The organism is Litorimonas sp. WD9-15 (assembly GCF_050271975.1).
Lineage (GTDB): Bacteria > Pseudomonadota > Alphaproteobacteria > Caulobacterales > Maricaulaceae > Litorimonas.
On record NZ_CP189850.1, the window covers coordinates 1,485,106 to 1,500,061 of the forward strand.

Annotated in this window: 16 protein-coding genes; 8 read left to right on the plus strand and 8 right to left on the minus strand. The window is 55.0% G+C overall.

Annotated features, from left to right (window positions below):
* Nucleotides 1-131: 131 nt before the first annotated feature.
* Nucleotides 132-827, minus strand: coding sequence for a response regulator transcription factor CtrA (gene ctrA, locus ACP9M6_RS06800; protein ID WP_427454663.1), 696 nt, complete (start codon nucleotides 825-827; stop codon nucleotides 132-134).
* A gap of 336 nt (nucleotides 828-1,163) precedes the next feature.
* On the opposite strand from ctrA, the gene ACP9M6_RS06805 reads away from it, so the two are divergent.
* Nucleotides 1,164-1,538, plus strand: a complete 375-nt coding sequence (locus ACP9M6_RS06805; RefSeq protein WP_427454664.1) for a flagellar export protein FliJ — start codon at nucleotides 1,164-1,166, stop codon at nucleotides 1,536-1,538.
* A 35-nt stretch (nucleotides 1,539-1,573) separates the two neighbouring features.
* Here ACP9M6_RS06805 and ACP9M6_RS06810 read toward each other — a convergent pair whose 3' ends face one another.
* The gene (locus tag ACP9M6_RS06810; RefSeq protein ID WP_427454665.1) at nucleotides 1,574-2,842 is read right to left on the minus strand and encodes a cation:proton antiporter; all 1,269 of its coding nucleotides are present in this window, start codon (nucleotides 2,840-2,842) and stop codon (nucleotides 1,574-1,576) included.
* 53 nt (nucleotides 2,843-2,895) lie between these two features.
* On the opposite strand from ACP9M6_RS06810, the gene ACP9M6_RS06815 reads away from it, so the two are divergent.
* The gene (locus tag ACP9M6_RS06815) at nucleotides 2,896-3,024 is read left to right on the plus strand and encodes a hypothetical protein (RefSeq protein ID WP_427454666.1); all 129 of its coding nucleotides are present in this window, start codon (nucleotides 2,896-2,898) and stop codon (nucleotides 3,022-3,024) included.
* Here the strand turns inward: ACP9M6_RS06815 and ACP9M6_RS06820 are convergent.
* From ACP9M6_RS06820 to ACP9M6_RS06840, 5 genes are all read right to left on the minus strand, one after another.
* Nucleotides 3,021-3,338 carry a hypothetical protein gene (locus tag ACP9M6_RS06820; RefSeq protein WP_427454667.1) on the minus strand — a complete coding sequence of 106 codons (318 nt, stop codon included), beginning with the start codon at nucleotides 3,336-3,338 and terminating at the stop codon, nucleotides 3,021-3,023. The genes ACP9M6_RS06815 and ACP9M6_RS06820 overlap by 4 nt on opposite strands.
* The gene (locus ACP9M6_RS06825; RefSeq protein ID WP_427454668.1) at nucleotides 3,335-3,943 is read right to left on the minus strand and encodes a sigma-70 family RNA polymerase sigma factor; all 609 of its coding nucleotides are present in this window, start codon (nucleotides 3,941-3,943) and stop codon (nucleotides 3,335-3,337) included. Before ACP9M6_RS06825 ends, ACP9M6_RS06820 begins: the two co-directional genes overlap by 4 nt.
* Nucleotides 3,897-4,556, minus strand: a complete 660-nt coding sequence (locus ACP9M6_RS06830) for a hypothetical protein (RefSeq protein ID WP_427454669.1) — start codon at nucleotides 4,554-4,556, stop codon at nucleotides 3,897-3,899. The genes ACP9M6_RS06825 and ACP9M6_RS06830 overlap by 47 nt, the downstream gene beginning before the upstream one ends.
* 76 nt (nucleotides 4,557-4,632) lie before the next feature.
* Nucleotides 4,633-5,340 (minus strand): MinD/ParA family ATP-binding protein, encoded by a 708-nt coding sequence (locus ACP9M6_RS06835; protein ID WP_427454670.1) that lies wholly within the window; start codon nucleotides 5,338-5,340, stop codon nucleotides 4,633-4,635.
* Between the two features lie 130 nt (nucleotides 5,341-5,470).
* Complete coding sequence (locus ACP9M6_RS06840) at nucleotides 5,471-6,469, minus strand: SDR family oxidoreductase (protein WP_427454671.1); 999 nt, start codon at nucleotides 6,467-6,469, stop codon at nucleotides 5,471-5,473.
* Between the two features lie 152 nt (nucleotides 6,470-6,621).
* Between ACP9M6_RS06840 and ACP9M6_RS06845 the strand changes: the two genes are divergently transcribed.
* Nucleotides 6,622-8,103, plus strand: coding sequence for a tyrosinase family protein (locus tag ACP9M6_RS06845; protein ID WP_427454672.1), 1,482 nt, complete (start codon nucleotides 6,622-6,624; stop codon nucleotides 8,101-8,103).
* Nucleotides 8,090-8,848: a DUF2182 domain-containing protein gene (locus tag ACP9M6_RS06850; RefSeq protein WP_427454673.1), complete on the plus strand. Its 759-nt coding sequence runs from the start codon at nucleotides 8,090-8,092 to the stop codon at nucleotides 8,846-8,848. Before ACP9M6_RS06845 ends, ACP9M6_RS06850 begins: the two co-directional genes overlap by 14 nt.
* On the opposite strand, the gene ACP9M6_RS06855 is transcribed toward ACP9M6_RS06850, so the two are convergent.
* On the minus strand, nucleotides 8,845-10,230 hold the full coding sequence (locus tag ACP9M6_RS06855; RefSeq protein ID WP_427454674.1) for a short-chain fatty acyl-CoA regulator family protein: 1,386 nt from the start codon (nucleotides 10,228-10,230) through the stop codon (nucleotides 8,845-8,847). The genes ACP9M6_RS06850 and ACP9M6_RS06855 overlap by 4 nt on opposite strands.
* A gap of 137 nt (nucleotides 10,231-10,367) precedes the next feature.
* Here ACP9M6_RS06855 and aceB point away from each other — a divergent pair, with 137 nt between their 5' ends.
* The 4 genes from aceB (at nucleotide 10,368) to arsH (ending at nucleotide 14,905) form a co-directional block, all read left to right on the plus strand.
* The gene (gene aceB, locus ACP9M6_RS06860) at nucleotides 10,368-11,999 is read left to right on the plus strand and encodes a malate synthase A (protein WP_427454675.1); all 1,632 of its coding nucleotides are present in this window, start codon (nucleotides 10,368-10,370) and stop codon (nucleotides 11,997-11,999) included.
* 1 nt (nucleotide 12,000) lies between these two features.
* A complete protein-coding gene (locus ACP9M6_RS06865) occupies nucleotides 12,001-13,587 on the plus strand; it encodes an isocitrate lyase (RefSeq protein WP_427454676.1) in 1,587 nt (528 codons plus the stop codon).
* A 177-nt stretch (nucleotides 13,588-13,764) separates the two neighbouring features.
* Nucleotides 13,765-14,187 (plus strand): arsenate reductase family protein, encoded by a 423-nt coding sequence (locus ACP9M6_RS06870; protein ID WP_427454677.1) that lies wholly within the window; start codon nucleotides 13,765-13,767, stop codon nucleotides 14,185-14,187.
* Entirely contained in the window at nucleotides 14,165-14,905 is a 741-nt protein-coding gene (gene arsH / locus ACP9M6_RS06875; RefSeq protein ID WP_427454678.1) for an arsenical resistance protein ArsH, read from the plus strand. The genes ACP9M6_RS06870 and arsH overlap by 23 nt, the downstream gene beginning before the upstream one ends.
* The last annotated feature ends 51 nt before the right edge of the window (nucleotides 14,906-14,956 follow it).

Below are 14,956 nucleotides of genomic sequence, written 5' to 3' on the forward strand. Positions count from 1 at the left end.
TCTCCGGATCAAGTCCGAGGATGACAAAATAGGGAAGGGGGAGTCATTCATCCAACAAAAAACCCCGCTACGAGAGCAGGGTTATTTTTTCCCGACTATGTGGGAGGCATAGTCGAATATCTTGTCGCGCGTTAGGCGCTCATTTTTTCTTTCGCCGGATCGCGGAGGACATAGCCCCGGCCCCAGACGGTCTCGATGTGATGTTCACCGGCTGTGGCAGCGGCGAGTTTCTTGCGCAGCTTACAGATGAACACGTCGATGATTTTCAGTTCCGGCTCGTCCATGCCGCCGTAAAGGTGGTTGAGGAACATTTCCTTGGTCAGGGTCGTGCCCTTGCGCAGGGAGAGTAGCTCGAGCATCTGGTATTCTTTGCCGGTCAGGTGAACGCGGTGATCACCAACTTCGACAGTCTTCGCGTCGAGGTTCACTTTAATCTCGCCCGTCGTGATGATGGACTGGCTGTGGCCTTTGGAGCGACGGACAACGGCGTGGATCCGCGCGACGAGCTCGTCTTTGTGGAAAGGCTTGGTCATGAAGTCATCGGCACCCGTGCCGAGGCCGCGGACTTTGCTGTCAATATCGGATGTACCGGACAGGATGAAGATCGGCGTATTGACCTTGGCCATACGGAGGGTCTTCAAAACGTCAAAGCCCGGCATATCGGGCAGGTTCAGGTCGAGTAGGATAATGTCATAGTCATAAAGCTTGCCGAGATCGACACCCTCTTCGCCGAGGTCAGTTGTATAGACATTGAAGCCTTCGGTTTTCAGCATCAGTTCGATGCCTTGTGCCGTAGCCATGTCGTCTTCAATTAGAAGAACCCGCATATCAATCCCCTCCCAGGCGAATCGAGTCCCGGGTGGAATTGCCCGGATATAGTTAATAGAACCACTGGCGTAGGCGAAGGACGTAAATCAAGTGTTAACGACGTTAACAGGTTTGTTAGCTTTCTTCAGTGCCGTTTTTCAGATTCGGGTCCGAAACGACCGTTAACGTTTGGTGTGTGGCGGCTTCATAATCAATTTACCACGCTCTTTCACGCAAATGTAAACCTGTTGGTCTAAGAGGGTTTTCGAAGTGGTGAGGGGCCGGACACGACAAAGTCGGACGGACCCTTGAGTAAACGGAACGGTATTAGGTGATACCCTTTGGTGGAGAGACATATGGCGCATTCTAGCGAACGCAATATCGCGAAGACACGGTTCAAGATCGAAGATCTACAGAAACGTGTCGCGGTTTTGGAAGCCACACGCGAGGATCTGGAACGCCAGATCCGCAAGCTGAATGACAGTGTCCCGGAGGATTCGGTCGAAGCGAATGCGCAAAAAGACGGCTATGTCGCCTATGGCAGCTATGCCCAGTCCGTGATTGCACGGAAGGAAAATCTGCGTCGGTCGCTCGGGGATATTGGCGAGCAGAGCGGACGTCTTGCCGGAGAGCTAAAAGTCGCGCTCGATGCGCTGGATAGCTTTGAGCGGATCAAGGCGCGTCGCATGGCGGCTAAGGCGGAAAAAGCGATGGCGCGTAAGGCGGGGTAAGTCTCGCTGATAGATTTGATTGAAGGAACGGTCTCTCAGGAGGCCGTTTTTTCGTTCGCGGACGTCTCGCCCAATTCCATAAAGTGATCGGCGAGCGTGCCGTGAACGAGGATCGAAATCAGGATCGTCAATCCGGCAATCCGCCAAACGGCGTCTATGCCCTCAATTTCCGCATGGCTCTGCGCATAGGCGATGTAGAAAATCGACCCCATACCGCGAATACCGAAGAAACTGACCTTCAAACGGTCATGCCATGTCCCGCAGGTTCGGATCATGGAAAGAAACGCAATAACCGGACGGACGATAAAGATAATGGCGAGGGTGATGATAAGGTCTGTCCACGTCCACTGTGACCAAAGCTCCGCGCCGATATAGGCGCCAAACCAGAGCAGAAGTATCGCCATCAGAACCGCTTCAATCTGATCGGCGGAATTATGCGCCATGTGCTCATAGGGCTCAGCGCTCGTATTTTGCGCAAAAACCAAACCCGCTCTTGCAGCGACGAATACGGAGAGGAAGCCGTAGCCGTGGACGAATTCTGCAAAGCCGTAGGCGATGAAGGTCGCGGAGAGGAGGACTATCACCGGATTGCCGCGTTCATTCGTGGCGTCGCCCAATGGGCCGAACAGGACTTTCGTAATGAGCCAACCGCAGGCTATGCCGACCAGTATCCCTGCAACGGTCCGGTAAATGGCGTCATAGAGCACCCATTGCGTCCAGTCGAAATCGCTGACACTGGCAACCCCCGCCAATCCTATTGCGAGCCAAACAAAGGGGAAGGCGAGACCGTCATTCAATCCGGCTTCTGATGTCAGGGCAACACGCGCGCCGTCCTGCTTCTTGCCGGGACCGCCGACCTGCACGGCACGGGCGAGAACAGGATCGGTCGGGGCGAGGGCTGCGCCAAGCAAGACAGACGCCGCGATGCCAAGGCCTGCGACCTGCCAGCCGAGCAGAAAAATCGCGGCAATGGTCAACGGCATCGCGATCCCGATAAGGCACCAACTAGGAATCCAGCGTCGCCAATTTGTGCCGACATCAATGGCAAGGCCTGCGCCGGCAAGGCTGATAATGACGATAATCTCAGAAACGCGCTCTATGACCAGTACGGCCAGCTCGCCACTGGAGGGCGTGATCAGCGGCAGGCCAATCCCGGCCATGAGAACGCCGACGAGGATGTAGAGAATGGGAACATTAATGAAACGCTTATTCTTTAACGCAGGCCGGATCGACATAACCAGCAGCGACAAGCCGATCAGCGAATAGTAAAACGCCGTTTTATTTTCGAGAATTATTGCGTCCATATCGCCCCCTTATGCGTTATGAACGTAACAAGCTAGAACGAGAGGAGTTCCAAATGGTTGATAATCACGCCGCCCGCACGTCTGATCAGGATCAAAAACCCGGAAAACACGGTTGGATTAGCAAAGTCGTCATCATCGCGATTTTTTTCGGAATCATTGCGGCGCTGGTATTGCTGACCTAGCTATCTTCCTCAGTCGGTGTCTCTTCGACCCAGGCATAAAGATCTGAGAATCCGACAGTCTGCGCCAAATCTTCCCATTCCGCAGCGGCAACTAACTCAGCCTCCGTCTCAACAGGTGCCTGGTTAAACGGTTGGATGACTAGGAAAGCCGCAATCGCCATGGTGGCGATACTCCCAACCGCCCACCTAGATCGACGGGACGGCGCGTCATTGGCGGGCGTCATAGTTTGCGCCGCTGATAAAATAGAATCAGATAGGCTGCCGCGCGGCGCGGGCGCTTTGTTCTCTGCAAGCATGTTTTCAAGATCGGTCATAATGCGAGACTTTCCTTGCCAGTCATCAATTCGGATTTCAATTTCACTTTCGCCCGAGAGAGCAAGCTCTCATAGGCCTTTTCACTCACGCCCATTGCCGCAGATCCTTCCGCTTGGCTGACCTGCTGATAAAAGGACAAGACCAGTGCTGCCCGTTGGCGTTCAGGCAAGCGCATCATGGCGCTCTGCACGGCATTGGCCGTATCGCTGCGAACCAATTCCAGATCGGGACGCGGCGTCAGGTCAATCTGCTCCGGAACTTCATCGGTGTAAATCGGGCGCTTCCGCCGTTTCTCGTCAATACAAATCCGGGTCGCAACACGGCGTAACCACGTCAGAATAGTCGCGTTACCGCTCGCGTCCCAACTCGGGGCCGTTTGCCAGAACCGAAGGAACGTCTCTTGGGAGACATCTTCGGCCAAGGCCCGGTCACCGGACATATGCCAGGCCAGACCGTGAATCCGGTCGAGATGGCGATCCATCAGGGCCTTTAATGCGGAAGGCTCTCCCGCCCGTAATCCGGGCAGGAGGTCGATATCTTGGTCAGGGGACAGAGAATTATCCTCTGCGCTTGCCCTTACGGCCCTTGCGCTTTCCGCCTTCACCTTGGGTCAGGACGCCGTCACCATTAGCATCCATGCGGGCAAAGAGTTGCTCCGTGACCGCCATATGCTCTGCGCGGCTGACGAAACCGTCACCATCGGCATCTGGGGTTGGGCGCTTGGCGCGTTTGCCGTCGCGTTTACGATCTTCGCGCTTTTCACCACGCTCGGATTTGCGCGCATCGCGCTCTGCTTTACGCTCGGCTTTTGCGACTTCCCGTTCGGCTTCACTCAGCTCGCCATCAACATTTGTGTCATAGCGTTCGAGCATCTCGGCCTTTTTCTCATCGCGACGCTCAGTCCGCTTTTCGCGCTTGGCGTCTTTGGCGGCGTCAACCTCATCGCGGGTAATGGCGCCGTCGCCATTCAAATCAGCGCGATCAAAGCGTGCGTCTTCTCGGGCGTCGCGGCGGGCCTCATGCAGGCCTTTGAGTTCGTCCTTGGACAGAAGCTCGTCGCCATTGACGTCGGCCAGCGTGAAGTTCTGAGAGGCGATAGATGTAAATTCGGCCAATGTGACTTGACCATCAGCGTTCAGGTCAGCTTTCGGACCGGCCGCCATGAGGGCGGTTGCCGATACACCAAGGATCGCTGTTGCGAGTAAAATGCGTTTCATAAGAGGTCTCCATTGTGGTCTCTACAACAACACACGGATGAACTCGCAAAATCCTTCGCGGATTTATGAAATTATTTTACGCGACTGCAGCACGGTCCGCACAATCCCGCATTTGTGTCAGAAGTCGCGTCTCAATATGCAGGTCATCCGAATGACCCGCATAGGGTGGCGGGGCACCCAAATGTTCGCGGACAGTGTCGGACAGCATGAGCGCGGTTTCAACGGCATCGCATTTTTCGCCGACGGAAAGCGTGAGCGGATCAAATTTCGGAGCGCGGGCACGCACGGCATCCAACATCCAGAAGGCGCGCATAAATCCATCGCTCTGCGTGTCATAAGACATGAGGGCAACATCAGACGCCGCGGCCAAGCGGACATGGGCGGGCGTGCATCCCGCTTCCGGCACAACAAAGACCCAGTCGTAAGAGAGGGAGAGAGCTGCCAATAATCCCAGCGCGTCTTCGAGTGATTGTGTCCCAACCGCGCCAGCCGTGAAATGTTCATTCGACGTGACATATAAGGCGTCGCGCAATTGGGCTTTGCCCTGTGCAACATCTGTAAGTGTCCGTGCGTGAACGATGCCAGCCTGCTGTAAAAGCTGTCCATTCACCGCGTCGAGGATTAAAACTGTCTCGCCAGAGCTTGCGGCTTTGCGACCCAATTGGATTGCCAGTCGACGCACAGTCTGTGCGTCTCCACTCGCAGACAGCAGGCTAATTAGACGACAGGCGGGTTCATAGCCGCCCGACTTTGTTTGCACACGTTTTTGAGTTGGGGACGCCATGAGCACCCTTTCGCATTCACCAAAACCATCTGGGGCTTTTGCCCTCTATGATGATGTGCATAAGGCAAACGCGCTAAGGCTTTGCCAAGAGGCGTGGTAAATACGAGTTAAGAGATGCGGTAACGCGGCGTTAAGTTCCGCGCAGGTTCACGGCTTTAACGGTGGGGTTCCGCCCGCCGAGCATGGCAATTTGAGTCTGGGCACTCACCTCATTGATTTTGACCTGCGGTTTGTTGCCGGGATGCACGGCAACGCGGAGCGGGCGCTGGTCCATCGGCTCGGAGAGAACGTCAGCAATTGCATGCGGAATATCCATCGGGTCAGCGGAACGCCCACTGCCGTCTTCTTGTCCCATGCGGGCAACGGCTTGCGGATAGGCCTCAAGTCGACTCTTCGGTGAACGGGTTTTTAGCATCGTATTATAACGATTGCGGTTCTTCCAAATATCGGTGGGATAGCCGCCGGGTTGGATGATCGTCACGCCAATGCCTTGCGGGGCGAGCTCATAGGCATATTGCTCGCTGGCGGCTTCCAGCGCGAATTTCGTTGGCGAATAATTCCCCGCAGTCGGCAGGATCACGCGCCCAAGTTGGGAGGAGATATTGACGATATGGCCGGACCCCTGTTTCCGCATGGCGGGCAGAACGGCACGGGTCATGCGCTGTGGGCCGAAGACATTTGTATCGAAGGCAAGTTGTGTGGCCTCCATATCCTGCAACTCGATGGGGCCTGTAATGCCGATGCCCGCATTATTGACGAGAACATCCAGCGTACCACCTGTGGCGTTCAGGACTTTCTGAACGCCGCGTTTAACTTGTTTGTCGGATAAGACGTCGATTTCGACAACGGTAATGTCCAAGCCGTCCTTATCAGCCAAAGCTTCCAATTCACGAGCCTCATCACGCGGGACGTTCCGCATGGAGGCAAAGACAGTTGCGCCGAGGCGGGCAAAATGCTCCGCGCTCAAGCGGCCAAAACCGGAGGATGTGCCCGTGATGAGAATGGATTGTCCCGTCAGGTCCGGGGCTACTTTTGAGGCATCCTGCGCCCAGACGCGCGTGGCGTCAAAACTTGCAACGCCCAATGCGGCGGTTGCGGTGAGAAGTTGACGGCGGTCGAGGTCAGACATGGGAAACTCCTTGCGATGATTGCAGTAGTTACGGCTGTATCACGGCTTTCGTTCGCAGGAAAAGTGACGGTCCGGCAATCTTAATTATTTAAATGCGCGTTCGACTCATCCGTGCTATTGGGGATTCTACTAGCTAAACATGGAGGGCGCTCATGGCTGGAATCAGACAAGATATTGCTAAATTAGTGGCAGAGGAGGGCGATTGGCCTAAGACTTTGCTATGGTATGCGAAAGCCGTTGCGGCATTACGGGAGCGAAAATTCGCGGACCGAACAAGTTGGTATTATTTGGGGGCCATTCATGGCTGCAATCTATCGGGCTGGAAAGCACAGGGTATAGTTGACGGTGCGGGCGACCCGCCTGAGCCTAGCGAATACGCGAAGATGTTTGATCAATGTCAGCATGCCGGTTGGTATTTCCTTCCGTGGCATCGCGGCTATGTCTGGTCTTTCGAGACTATTCTGGGGGATTGGATCGTCAAGAATGGAGGTCCGTCCGATTGGGCGCTGCCCTATTGGAATTATCTAAATGCCGATTTGGAAACATCGCGCGATATTCCGACGATGTTTTTGGAAGAAAACTTACCCGACGGCACGCCGAATGCGCTTTCACAGGCATTACGCGGGCCCGCGACAAGATTGGGGCCGCAAAGTTGGATTCACAATGATATTACGCTCGATGCGCAAGAGGATTTTCATACGTTCACCTCCGATTCTGCGACGAAGGCATATGGTGGCGGTCAAACAGATTTTGCGCATTTCGCGAGTGCAACGGGGGCTGTAGAGGCCAATCCCCACAACTATGTTCATGTGATGGTCGGCGGACCCGGCAGTGTAAATGGCTGGATGTATGATCCGGAATTTGCAGGGTTAGACCCGATTTTTTGGATGCATCATTGTAATGTAGACAGACTCTGGGCGGCATGGCTGACCTCTGATGAGAATGTTCAGGAAACCGGATCGGCTTGGATGAACGGACCGAATATACGGCAATTCATGATGCCAGACGCAGCAGGCGTATTGAGCGTTTTTACACCGGAACAGACCTTGCCGGGTGGGGACTTAGCCCCAACCTATGATAATCTAACCGACGGGACGGGCATCTCTCCGACCCGGATGAATAAGACGATGGCTGCTATGACCGAAGATACAAAACGTAAACCCTCCGTCGATCTCCTTGGTGCGAATACCGGCATTTTCCGCGTGTCGGCCACACCTGTTGAGTCCGTCATACGCTTGGATATTGGCGGACGTGAAACGGCCATGAAGAATATGGTCTTGGAAAAGTCTGTTAGCCGCCAAGCGCCGCACCGCGTTTATTTAAATGCAGAAGGCATCAAAGGGTCGAGACCAAGCGGCGTTCTCTCCGTTGATATCCTCGGTGAGAAAGACGGGCAGGATGTGAAGCTCGGAACAGAATCTCTCGCCCTGTTTGGTTTGGCAAAAGCGTCTGATGAAAACGGCCCGCATGCCGGCGGCGGTATGACGGAGAGTATTGAGATCACAAAACTCCTCCGGGCGGCGGGCTATGACCTGTCGAAAGGGGCGTCTCAATTGAAGGTCCGCCTTCATAATACAGACCACGAAGCGGGTGAAATTACGGTCGACCGTCTTAGCGTCTATGTTTCGGACTAAACGGGGGTACTTCCCGCTCCTAACAGGTATCAGTGCGGTTTTGTTTAGCCTCATCGCGCTGGCGCCCTCACAAATGACGATGGTCGGTCTGTGCGGCAAAGTTGATCCCGCTTTGCTATGGCAGATATTGCGATTGCAAGTCGCGGTCCTGTCGCCCGTATCAGTCTTCATCGCTTGGGCTCTGATGGTCGGGGCAATGATGCTGCCGCTCATCGCGCGGGAAATGGATCATGTTCGACAATTGGTGCGGAGGTCAGCTGTGCCCCTCGCGCTTACGGGGTTTGTTCTAGGCTATCTCTCTATCTGGGTTTTGTCCGGTATTTACAGTCTCCCTCTCGCGCTGGGTCTAACACTCGGTTTTCCATCGGAGAGTGGGGCCAGATATGCGGCTTTAGGGCTATCAATTCTTCTCGCGCTGGTTTGGAGTGGTTCACCCCTTGCGCAGTTGGCACGAAACCGATGTCATAAACCGGCCCTGATCGGATTTGGCGGATTGCGTCCCTTATGGGGCAGCGCAAAGTTTGGTCTGCGTATTGGGGTCTATTGTCACCTGACCTGCTGGCCTTGGATGATTGTTCCGTTTCTTGTGCCGGACTTCCACGTGACCGCGATGGTGATTGTGACAGTCGTGATTTTTGCAGATCGCATGTCGATCCCGCGCGTGCCCGCCTGGCAATGGCCACCTGTCTTCGAGGCCTTTGCTAGTGCTTGGCCGTTTCGCTCGACCCCGCAATTAGGGCGTTAATCCGGAACCCAACGATAGAGACTCATGCCGCGCGCGCGTTCATCGAACATGAGGGATTTTGCGAGGGGCGGATGCGCGCGTTGGCGGCAATGCTGTCTTTCGCAGAGATAGCAATTAATTCCAATCGGCGCAGGGGTGGGCTCGTCGAGATTGAAGTCTTTGGAATAACAGAGGCGGGGCGCATAGGAGACATCGCAGCCTAGCGCGATGGCAAGGCGTTGCGCGGGCGCACCGTGCATTTCGCCCGCGCGTTTCACGGCTTTCGCGATGGAAAAATAAGTTGCGCCGTCAGGTAATTGCACCATTTGAGTGTGCAGCCGTCCGGGGTCGGTAAAACTTTCATGAATATTCCAGATCGGGCACGCTCCGCCTTGGCTCGCGAATGCAAATTTCCCGGCCGAGAAACGTTTTGATACATTCCCCGCAATGTCGATGCGCAGGAAGAAGAACGGGATACCCCGCGCATCCGGTTTATTTAATGTCGTCAGGCGATGGGCGGCCTGTTCAAAACTTGTCCCGAAACGGTGGGAGAGGAGTTCCACATCATAGCGGGTTGCTTCCGCCTCGCGGAGGAACTTTGCATAGGGCATGAGCAGCGCGGCGGCAAAATAATTGGCGAGGGATGTGCGGGCGAGACCCCGCGCTTCACGGCCCGTAATCTTGGCGCGATCCAGATGCGCATCGAACATTTCGCGCTGTTCCAGTAATCCGATTTGCACGGCGAGTTGGAAGCGCCGACTGCTCTGACTCATGAGTTCGGACAGATGGATCCGTTGATTGTGGCGATCAAACCAGCGCAACATATCCGGCATGACATTGGTCGGCACAATCTGAACGGCCGTGTCGTGGCGGGATTTCAGACGCTCTGTCAGGGCCGTGCGGGGTTCACTGCGACGTAGCCCAAGCTCTTCACACAGGGCTTCGGCCGTCTCATCAATTTCGGGGAAATAATTAGAATTTGATTGAATGAAGTCCCGCACGATATCGACGGCGCGAGGGGAACTATCGTCGGTCGGAGTCGTCATCGTACCTTGCGTTTTTAAAACGCTCTGAAAAGCCCGCGCGATATTCGGGCTAATCCCGACGACATCTTCGACTTCGTTCTTGGACACGGGCATGTCTCTGAACCGGGGGGCACGCAGAGCCTCATATGTACTGGCGACGAGTTGCGCGTCTCCTGCGTCGGAAAAGGCGCTTATATCGAAATCATAAACACCCGCCATTTTCAGCAAAACCTTCGCGCTCATGGCGCGTTGATTGCGCTCAATGAGGTTCAGATAGGAGGCACTGATCCCGAGGTCTTCCGCCATCCGCGCCTGTGTGAGGCCGAGGGAATTACGGAAACGGCGGAGTTTCGGGCCAATGAGAAGTTTGTCTGACATGCAGTATCTTTACACAATTTACAAAATATATGTCTAGTAAAGATTGTTTGTGACAGGCTGACCCGCTGCGCAGTGCTTAGCTCTGGACTGCCAGTTATGTTTGTTAGCATGAGAGGCTCAAGAAAGGAGCTATCATCATGAATGCTCATACGAAACCAGAAACAAATATTCCCCGCCACCGTGTGCTGGCGAAAGTCTCTCACCCGAATGCGGGGGCTTATGCTGAAGTCCTGACGCCCGACGCGCTGCTCTTCCTCGCCGATCTCGAGCGCCGCTTTGGTCCGCAACGGAAAATCCTGTTGCAGAACCGCGAGCTCAATCAGGCCCGTTATGATGATGGCGAGTTACCGGCCCAACCGCTGGAAACGCAGCACATCCGCAATTCCAATTGGGAAGTCGCGCCTTGTCCGAAAGCTCTCCAAGACCGTCGTGTTGAGATCACCGGTCCTGTTGACCGCAAGATGATGATCAATGCGCTAAACTCCGGCGCGAAAATGTTTATGGCGGATTTCGAGGATGCGTCTTCGCCGACCTTTGATAATATGATGTCGGGTCAGCAGAATATGTTCGATTATGCCCGCGACCAACTCTTCCTCCAGACGGAAAAGAAAAGCTACGCGCTGAATGAGGAGACGGCGACAATGCTCGTCCGTCCGCGCGGATGGCATCTGGAAGAGCGTCACATCACGGTTGACGGAAATCCGATGAGCGCCAGCCTTTGTGATTTCGGCCTGCATATTTTCCATAATGGGAAGAAATTGGCCGCGAGCGGAGAGGGGCCATTCTTCTACCTCCCCAAGATTGAGGACTACCGCGAAGCGCGTCTCTGGAATGATGTGTTTAATTACGCGCAGGCCGTGCTGGATATTCCGAATGGCACTATCAAGTCGACGGTTCTGATTGAGACACTACCCGCGGCCTTTCAGATGGAGGAAATTCTCTACGTCTTGAAGAACCATATTACGGGTCTGAATTGCGGACGCTGGGATTATATATTCAGCTACATCAAAACGCTCCGTGCGCATCCGGAATACCTTCTGCCGGAACGGGCACAGGTTGGCATGGATCGAGGATTTCTCTCGGCTTACGCAGAACGGCTGGTGCAAACCTGTCATCGTCGCCGCGCCCATGCGATGGGTGGTATGGCCGCGCAAATCCCCGTCAAAAATGACGAGGCCGCCAATGATGCCGCGTTTGAGAAAGTGCGTCAGGACAAGCTTCGCGAAGCCCGTCTGGGCCATGACGGCACATGGGTTGCGCATCCCGCGCTCGTCCCTGTCGCGATGGATGTTTTCAACGCAGCCATGCCGGCCAAGCACCAGATTCATAAGAAGCGCCAGAACCGGAATATATCTGACGCCGCCATGCTCGCCCCGCATACGGGGACGATTACGGAAGCGGGCGTGCGATTAAATATTAATGTCGGCATTCGCTATATTGCGGCATGGCTCTGCGGGCGTGGGGCTGTGCCAATCCATAACCTCATGGAAGATGCGGCCACGGCCGAAATCTCCCGCACGCAGATCTGGCAATGGCTCCGTCACGGCGCGTCTGTCGAAATGGAAGGTGGGTTCAAGGAAACGATGTCCGACCGTCTCTATCAGCGTCTGTTGATCGAAGAGCGCAATGCCATTCGTGATGAAATCGGTGCTGTGGCTTTTGCGGCGGGGCGCTTCCCTGAAGCTTCTGACATCTTCGACGAAACCGCGACCGCGACCGAACTGCCAACTTTCCTCACCCTGCCTGCCTACGACATTCTGGAGAAATAAAATGACATACAGCCAAACCCTAAATGAGCTTCAAACCCGCTACCCGAATGGGGCGCCTGCCGGGATTGATCTTGATGCGCTGGCGCAACTGAAGACACAAAATACGTTTGAGACCCATCTCGATATCGCTAAAGCTATGGCGACCGTCATGCGCCGCGATATGGCAGCCTACGATGCGGATACGTCGCAATTCACCCAGTCGCTGGGCTGCTGGTCCGGCTTTCACGCGCAACAGATGATGCGTGCGATCAAACGTCAGAAGGGCACGCTGGACCGCGCCTATGTCTACCTCTCCGGCTGGATGGTCGCAGGTCTGCGCAACCGTTTCGGTCATCTGCCGGATCAGTCCATGCATGAGAAAACATCGGTCGTGGATTTGATCCAAGAGATCTACACATCACTCCGTCAAGCGGACGAAGTCGATCTCAACGATCTGTTTAATGAGCTGAAAACGACGGATAACCGTGCAGCCGTCATCGCTAAAATCGACAGGTTCGAAACCTATGTCCGCCCGATCATCGCGGACATTGATGCAGGTTTTGGTAACGTCCACGCGACCTATCTCCTCGCCAAAGAGATGATCAAGGCGGGTGCGTGCTGCATCCAGATCGAAAATCAGGTCTCGGACGCCAAACAGTGCGGCCATCAGGACGGTAAGGTCACCGTCCCGCGCGAAGACTTCATCGAAAAACTCCGCGCTGTGCGCATGGCGTTTGAAGAACTCGGCGTCCATGACGGTGTGATTGTTGCGCGGACAGACTCGCTCGGCGCGGGCCTGACACAGAAAATCCCGGTCAGCCGCGAAGCGGGCGACCAAGCGGCGGAATATACGAAATGGTTGGAAACGGAACCTGTGTCTGAACTACGTCAGCTCTCTGAAGGCGAGATTGCCATTCAATTGAACGGTCAACTTGTTAAGCCGAAACGTCTGCCGAACGGTCTTTACAAATTCCGCGCGGAGACGGGCGAAGACCGTGTTGTCGAGGACTGCATCGCGTCATTGAACGAGGGTGGGGCTGACCTACTCTGGATTGAGACGGCCACACCCAATGTGGCGCAAATCGCCAATATGGTGAACCGGATTAAAGAGAAAGCGCCTCACGCCAAGCTGACTTATAATAACTCGCCGTCCTTTAACTGGACGCTCAACCTGCGCAAACAGGTGCGGGAAGACTGGATTGCGGAGGGTCGCATCAAGGCCGAGGATTATGACGAAGCCCGTTTGATGTCTGCCGCCTATGATGAAGACGCGCTGGGGATTGAGGCCGACCGTCGTCTACAAGCGTTCCAGACCGACATCGCGCGTGAAGCGGGGGTCTTCCATAATCTCATAACCCTGCCGACATTCCACGGCACGGCCAAAGTGATGAACGACCTGTCCGAAGGCTATTTCGGCGAGCAGAAAATGTTGGCTTACGTTAAGGAAATCCAACGCGAGGAAATCCGTCGCAACGTGTCTGCCGTCCGTCATCAGCACGAGGTTGGCTCGGACCTCGGCGATACGTTCAAGGAAATGACGGGCGGTGACCGCGCCCTAAAAGCCGGTGGCGAGCATAATACGATGAATCAATTTGCCGACGTTGCCTGAGGCGATGAGGTGCTAGTTTGCCGACGTCGCGTAGATGACGCGGAGGTCAAACTGTTGACGTAGCCCAAGACTGCGCAATGTTTGGTGACTGGGGTTCTAGCCCTAAGCCGTCCTCATCTGAGGGCGGCTTTTTCATGCGCTGTAGACAGAGATGCTTCAACCTGAGTATGAGGCCTCATGATCGTTATTCATCACAATCCGGCCTGCGGCACGTCGCGCAATGTTCTCGCCCTCATAGAGGCCAGCGGGGAGCCTCATGTAGTGATTGATTACCTGAGCGAAGGCTGGACACGACCACAGCTCCTCGCACTCTTCGCCGCCGCGGACCTGACCCCGCGTAAGGCTTTGCGAGAAACAAAATCCCCAGCGAAAGAATTGGGCCTTTTGCAAGACGGAATTGATGACGAAACATTGCTCTCCGCCATGTTGGAACATCCCGTCCTCGTGAACCGCCCAATCGTCTGCTGCCCGAAAGGCGTCCGCCTCTGCCGCCCAAGTGAGGCTGTTCTCGACCTCTTGGAGACATTACCAGACGGACCATTCTATAAGGAAGATGGCGGCTGCATCATAAATCCAGATGGCACGCGACATGTCGGATGATTGTCCTGCGCTGGATGAGGGCAGTCTAAAGGTTATCAATCGGGCGGCTTTACTGACGCCAAGCCTGTCAGATCATAAACCGCGTATTCTCCTTCTACACGGCTCCCTAAGAGAGCGGTCCTTTTCCCGTCTGATGAATGAGGAGGCGGCGCGTATTCTGCAAAAGCTAGGCTGCGAGACCCGGGTTTTCGACCCGAGCGGATTGCCGCTCCCCGATGATGACCGTGCGAATGAACATGGTGTGGATCATCCGAAGGTCGTGGAATTGCGGGAGGCTGTCATGTGGTCGGAGGGTATGGTCTGGTGTTCACCCGAACGTCACGGCGCCATGACGGGGATCATGAAATCTCAAATCGACTGGATACCCCTCGCGCCTATTGGAGGCGTGCGGCCTACACAGGGAAAGACATTAGCTGTCATGCAAATTTGTGGTGGATCGCAGAGTTTTAATACGGTCAATCAATTGAGAATACTGGGCCGTTGGATGCGCCTGATTACGATTCCGAACCAGTCCTCTGTCGCCAAAGCGTGGAATGAATTCGATGAAGCGGGACGGATGAAACCGTCGCCTTACTATAACCGCATGGTGGATGTGATGGAGGAATTGACAAAGTTTACACTACTGACACGCGACCGCGCCGCCTATCTGGTGGACCGCTATAGCGAGCGTGTCGAAACCCGTGAACAATTATCTAGACGCGTCAATCAGGCAAAATAAAAGCCGCTCCTCTCGGAACGGCCCCCCACATCGCTTAGGCGGTGAGATAAA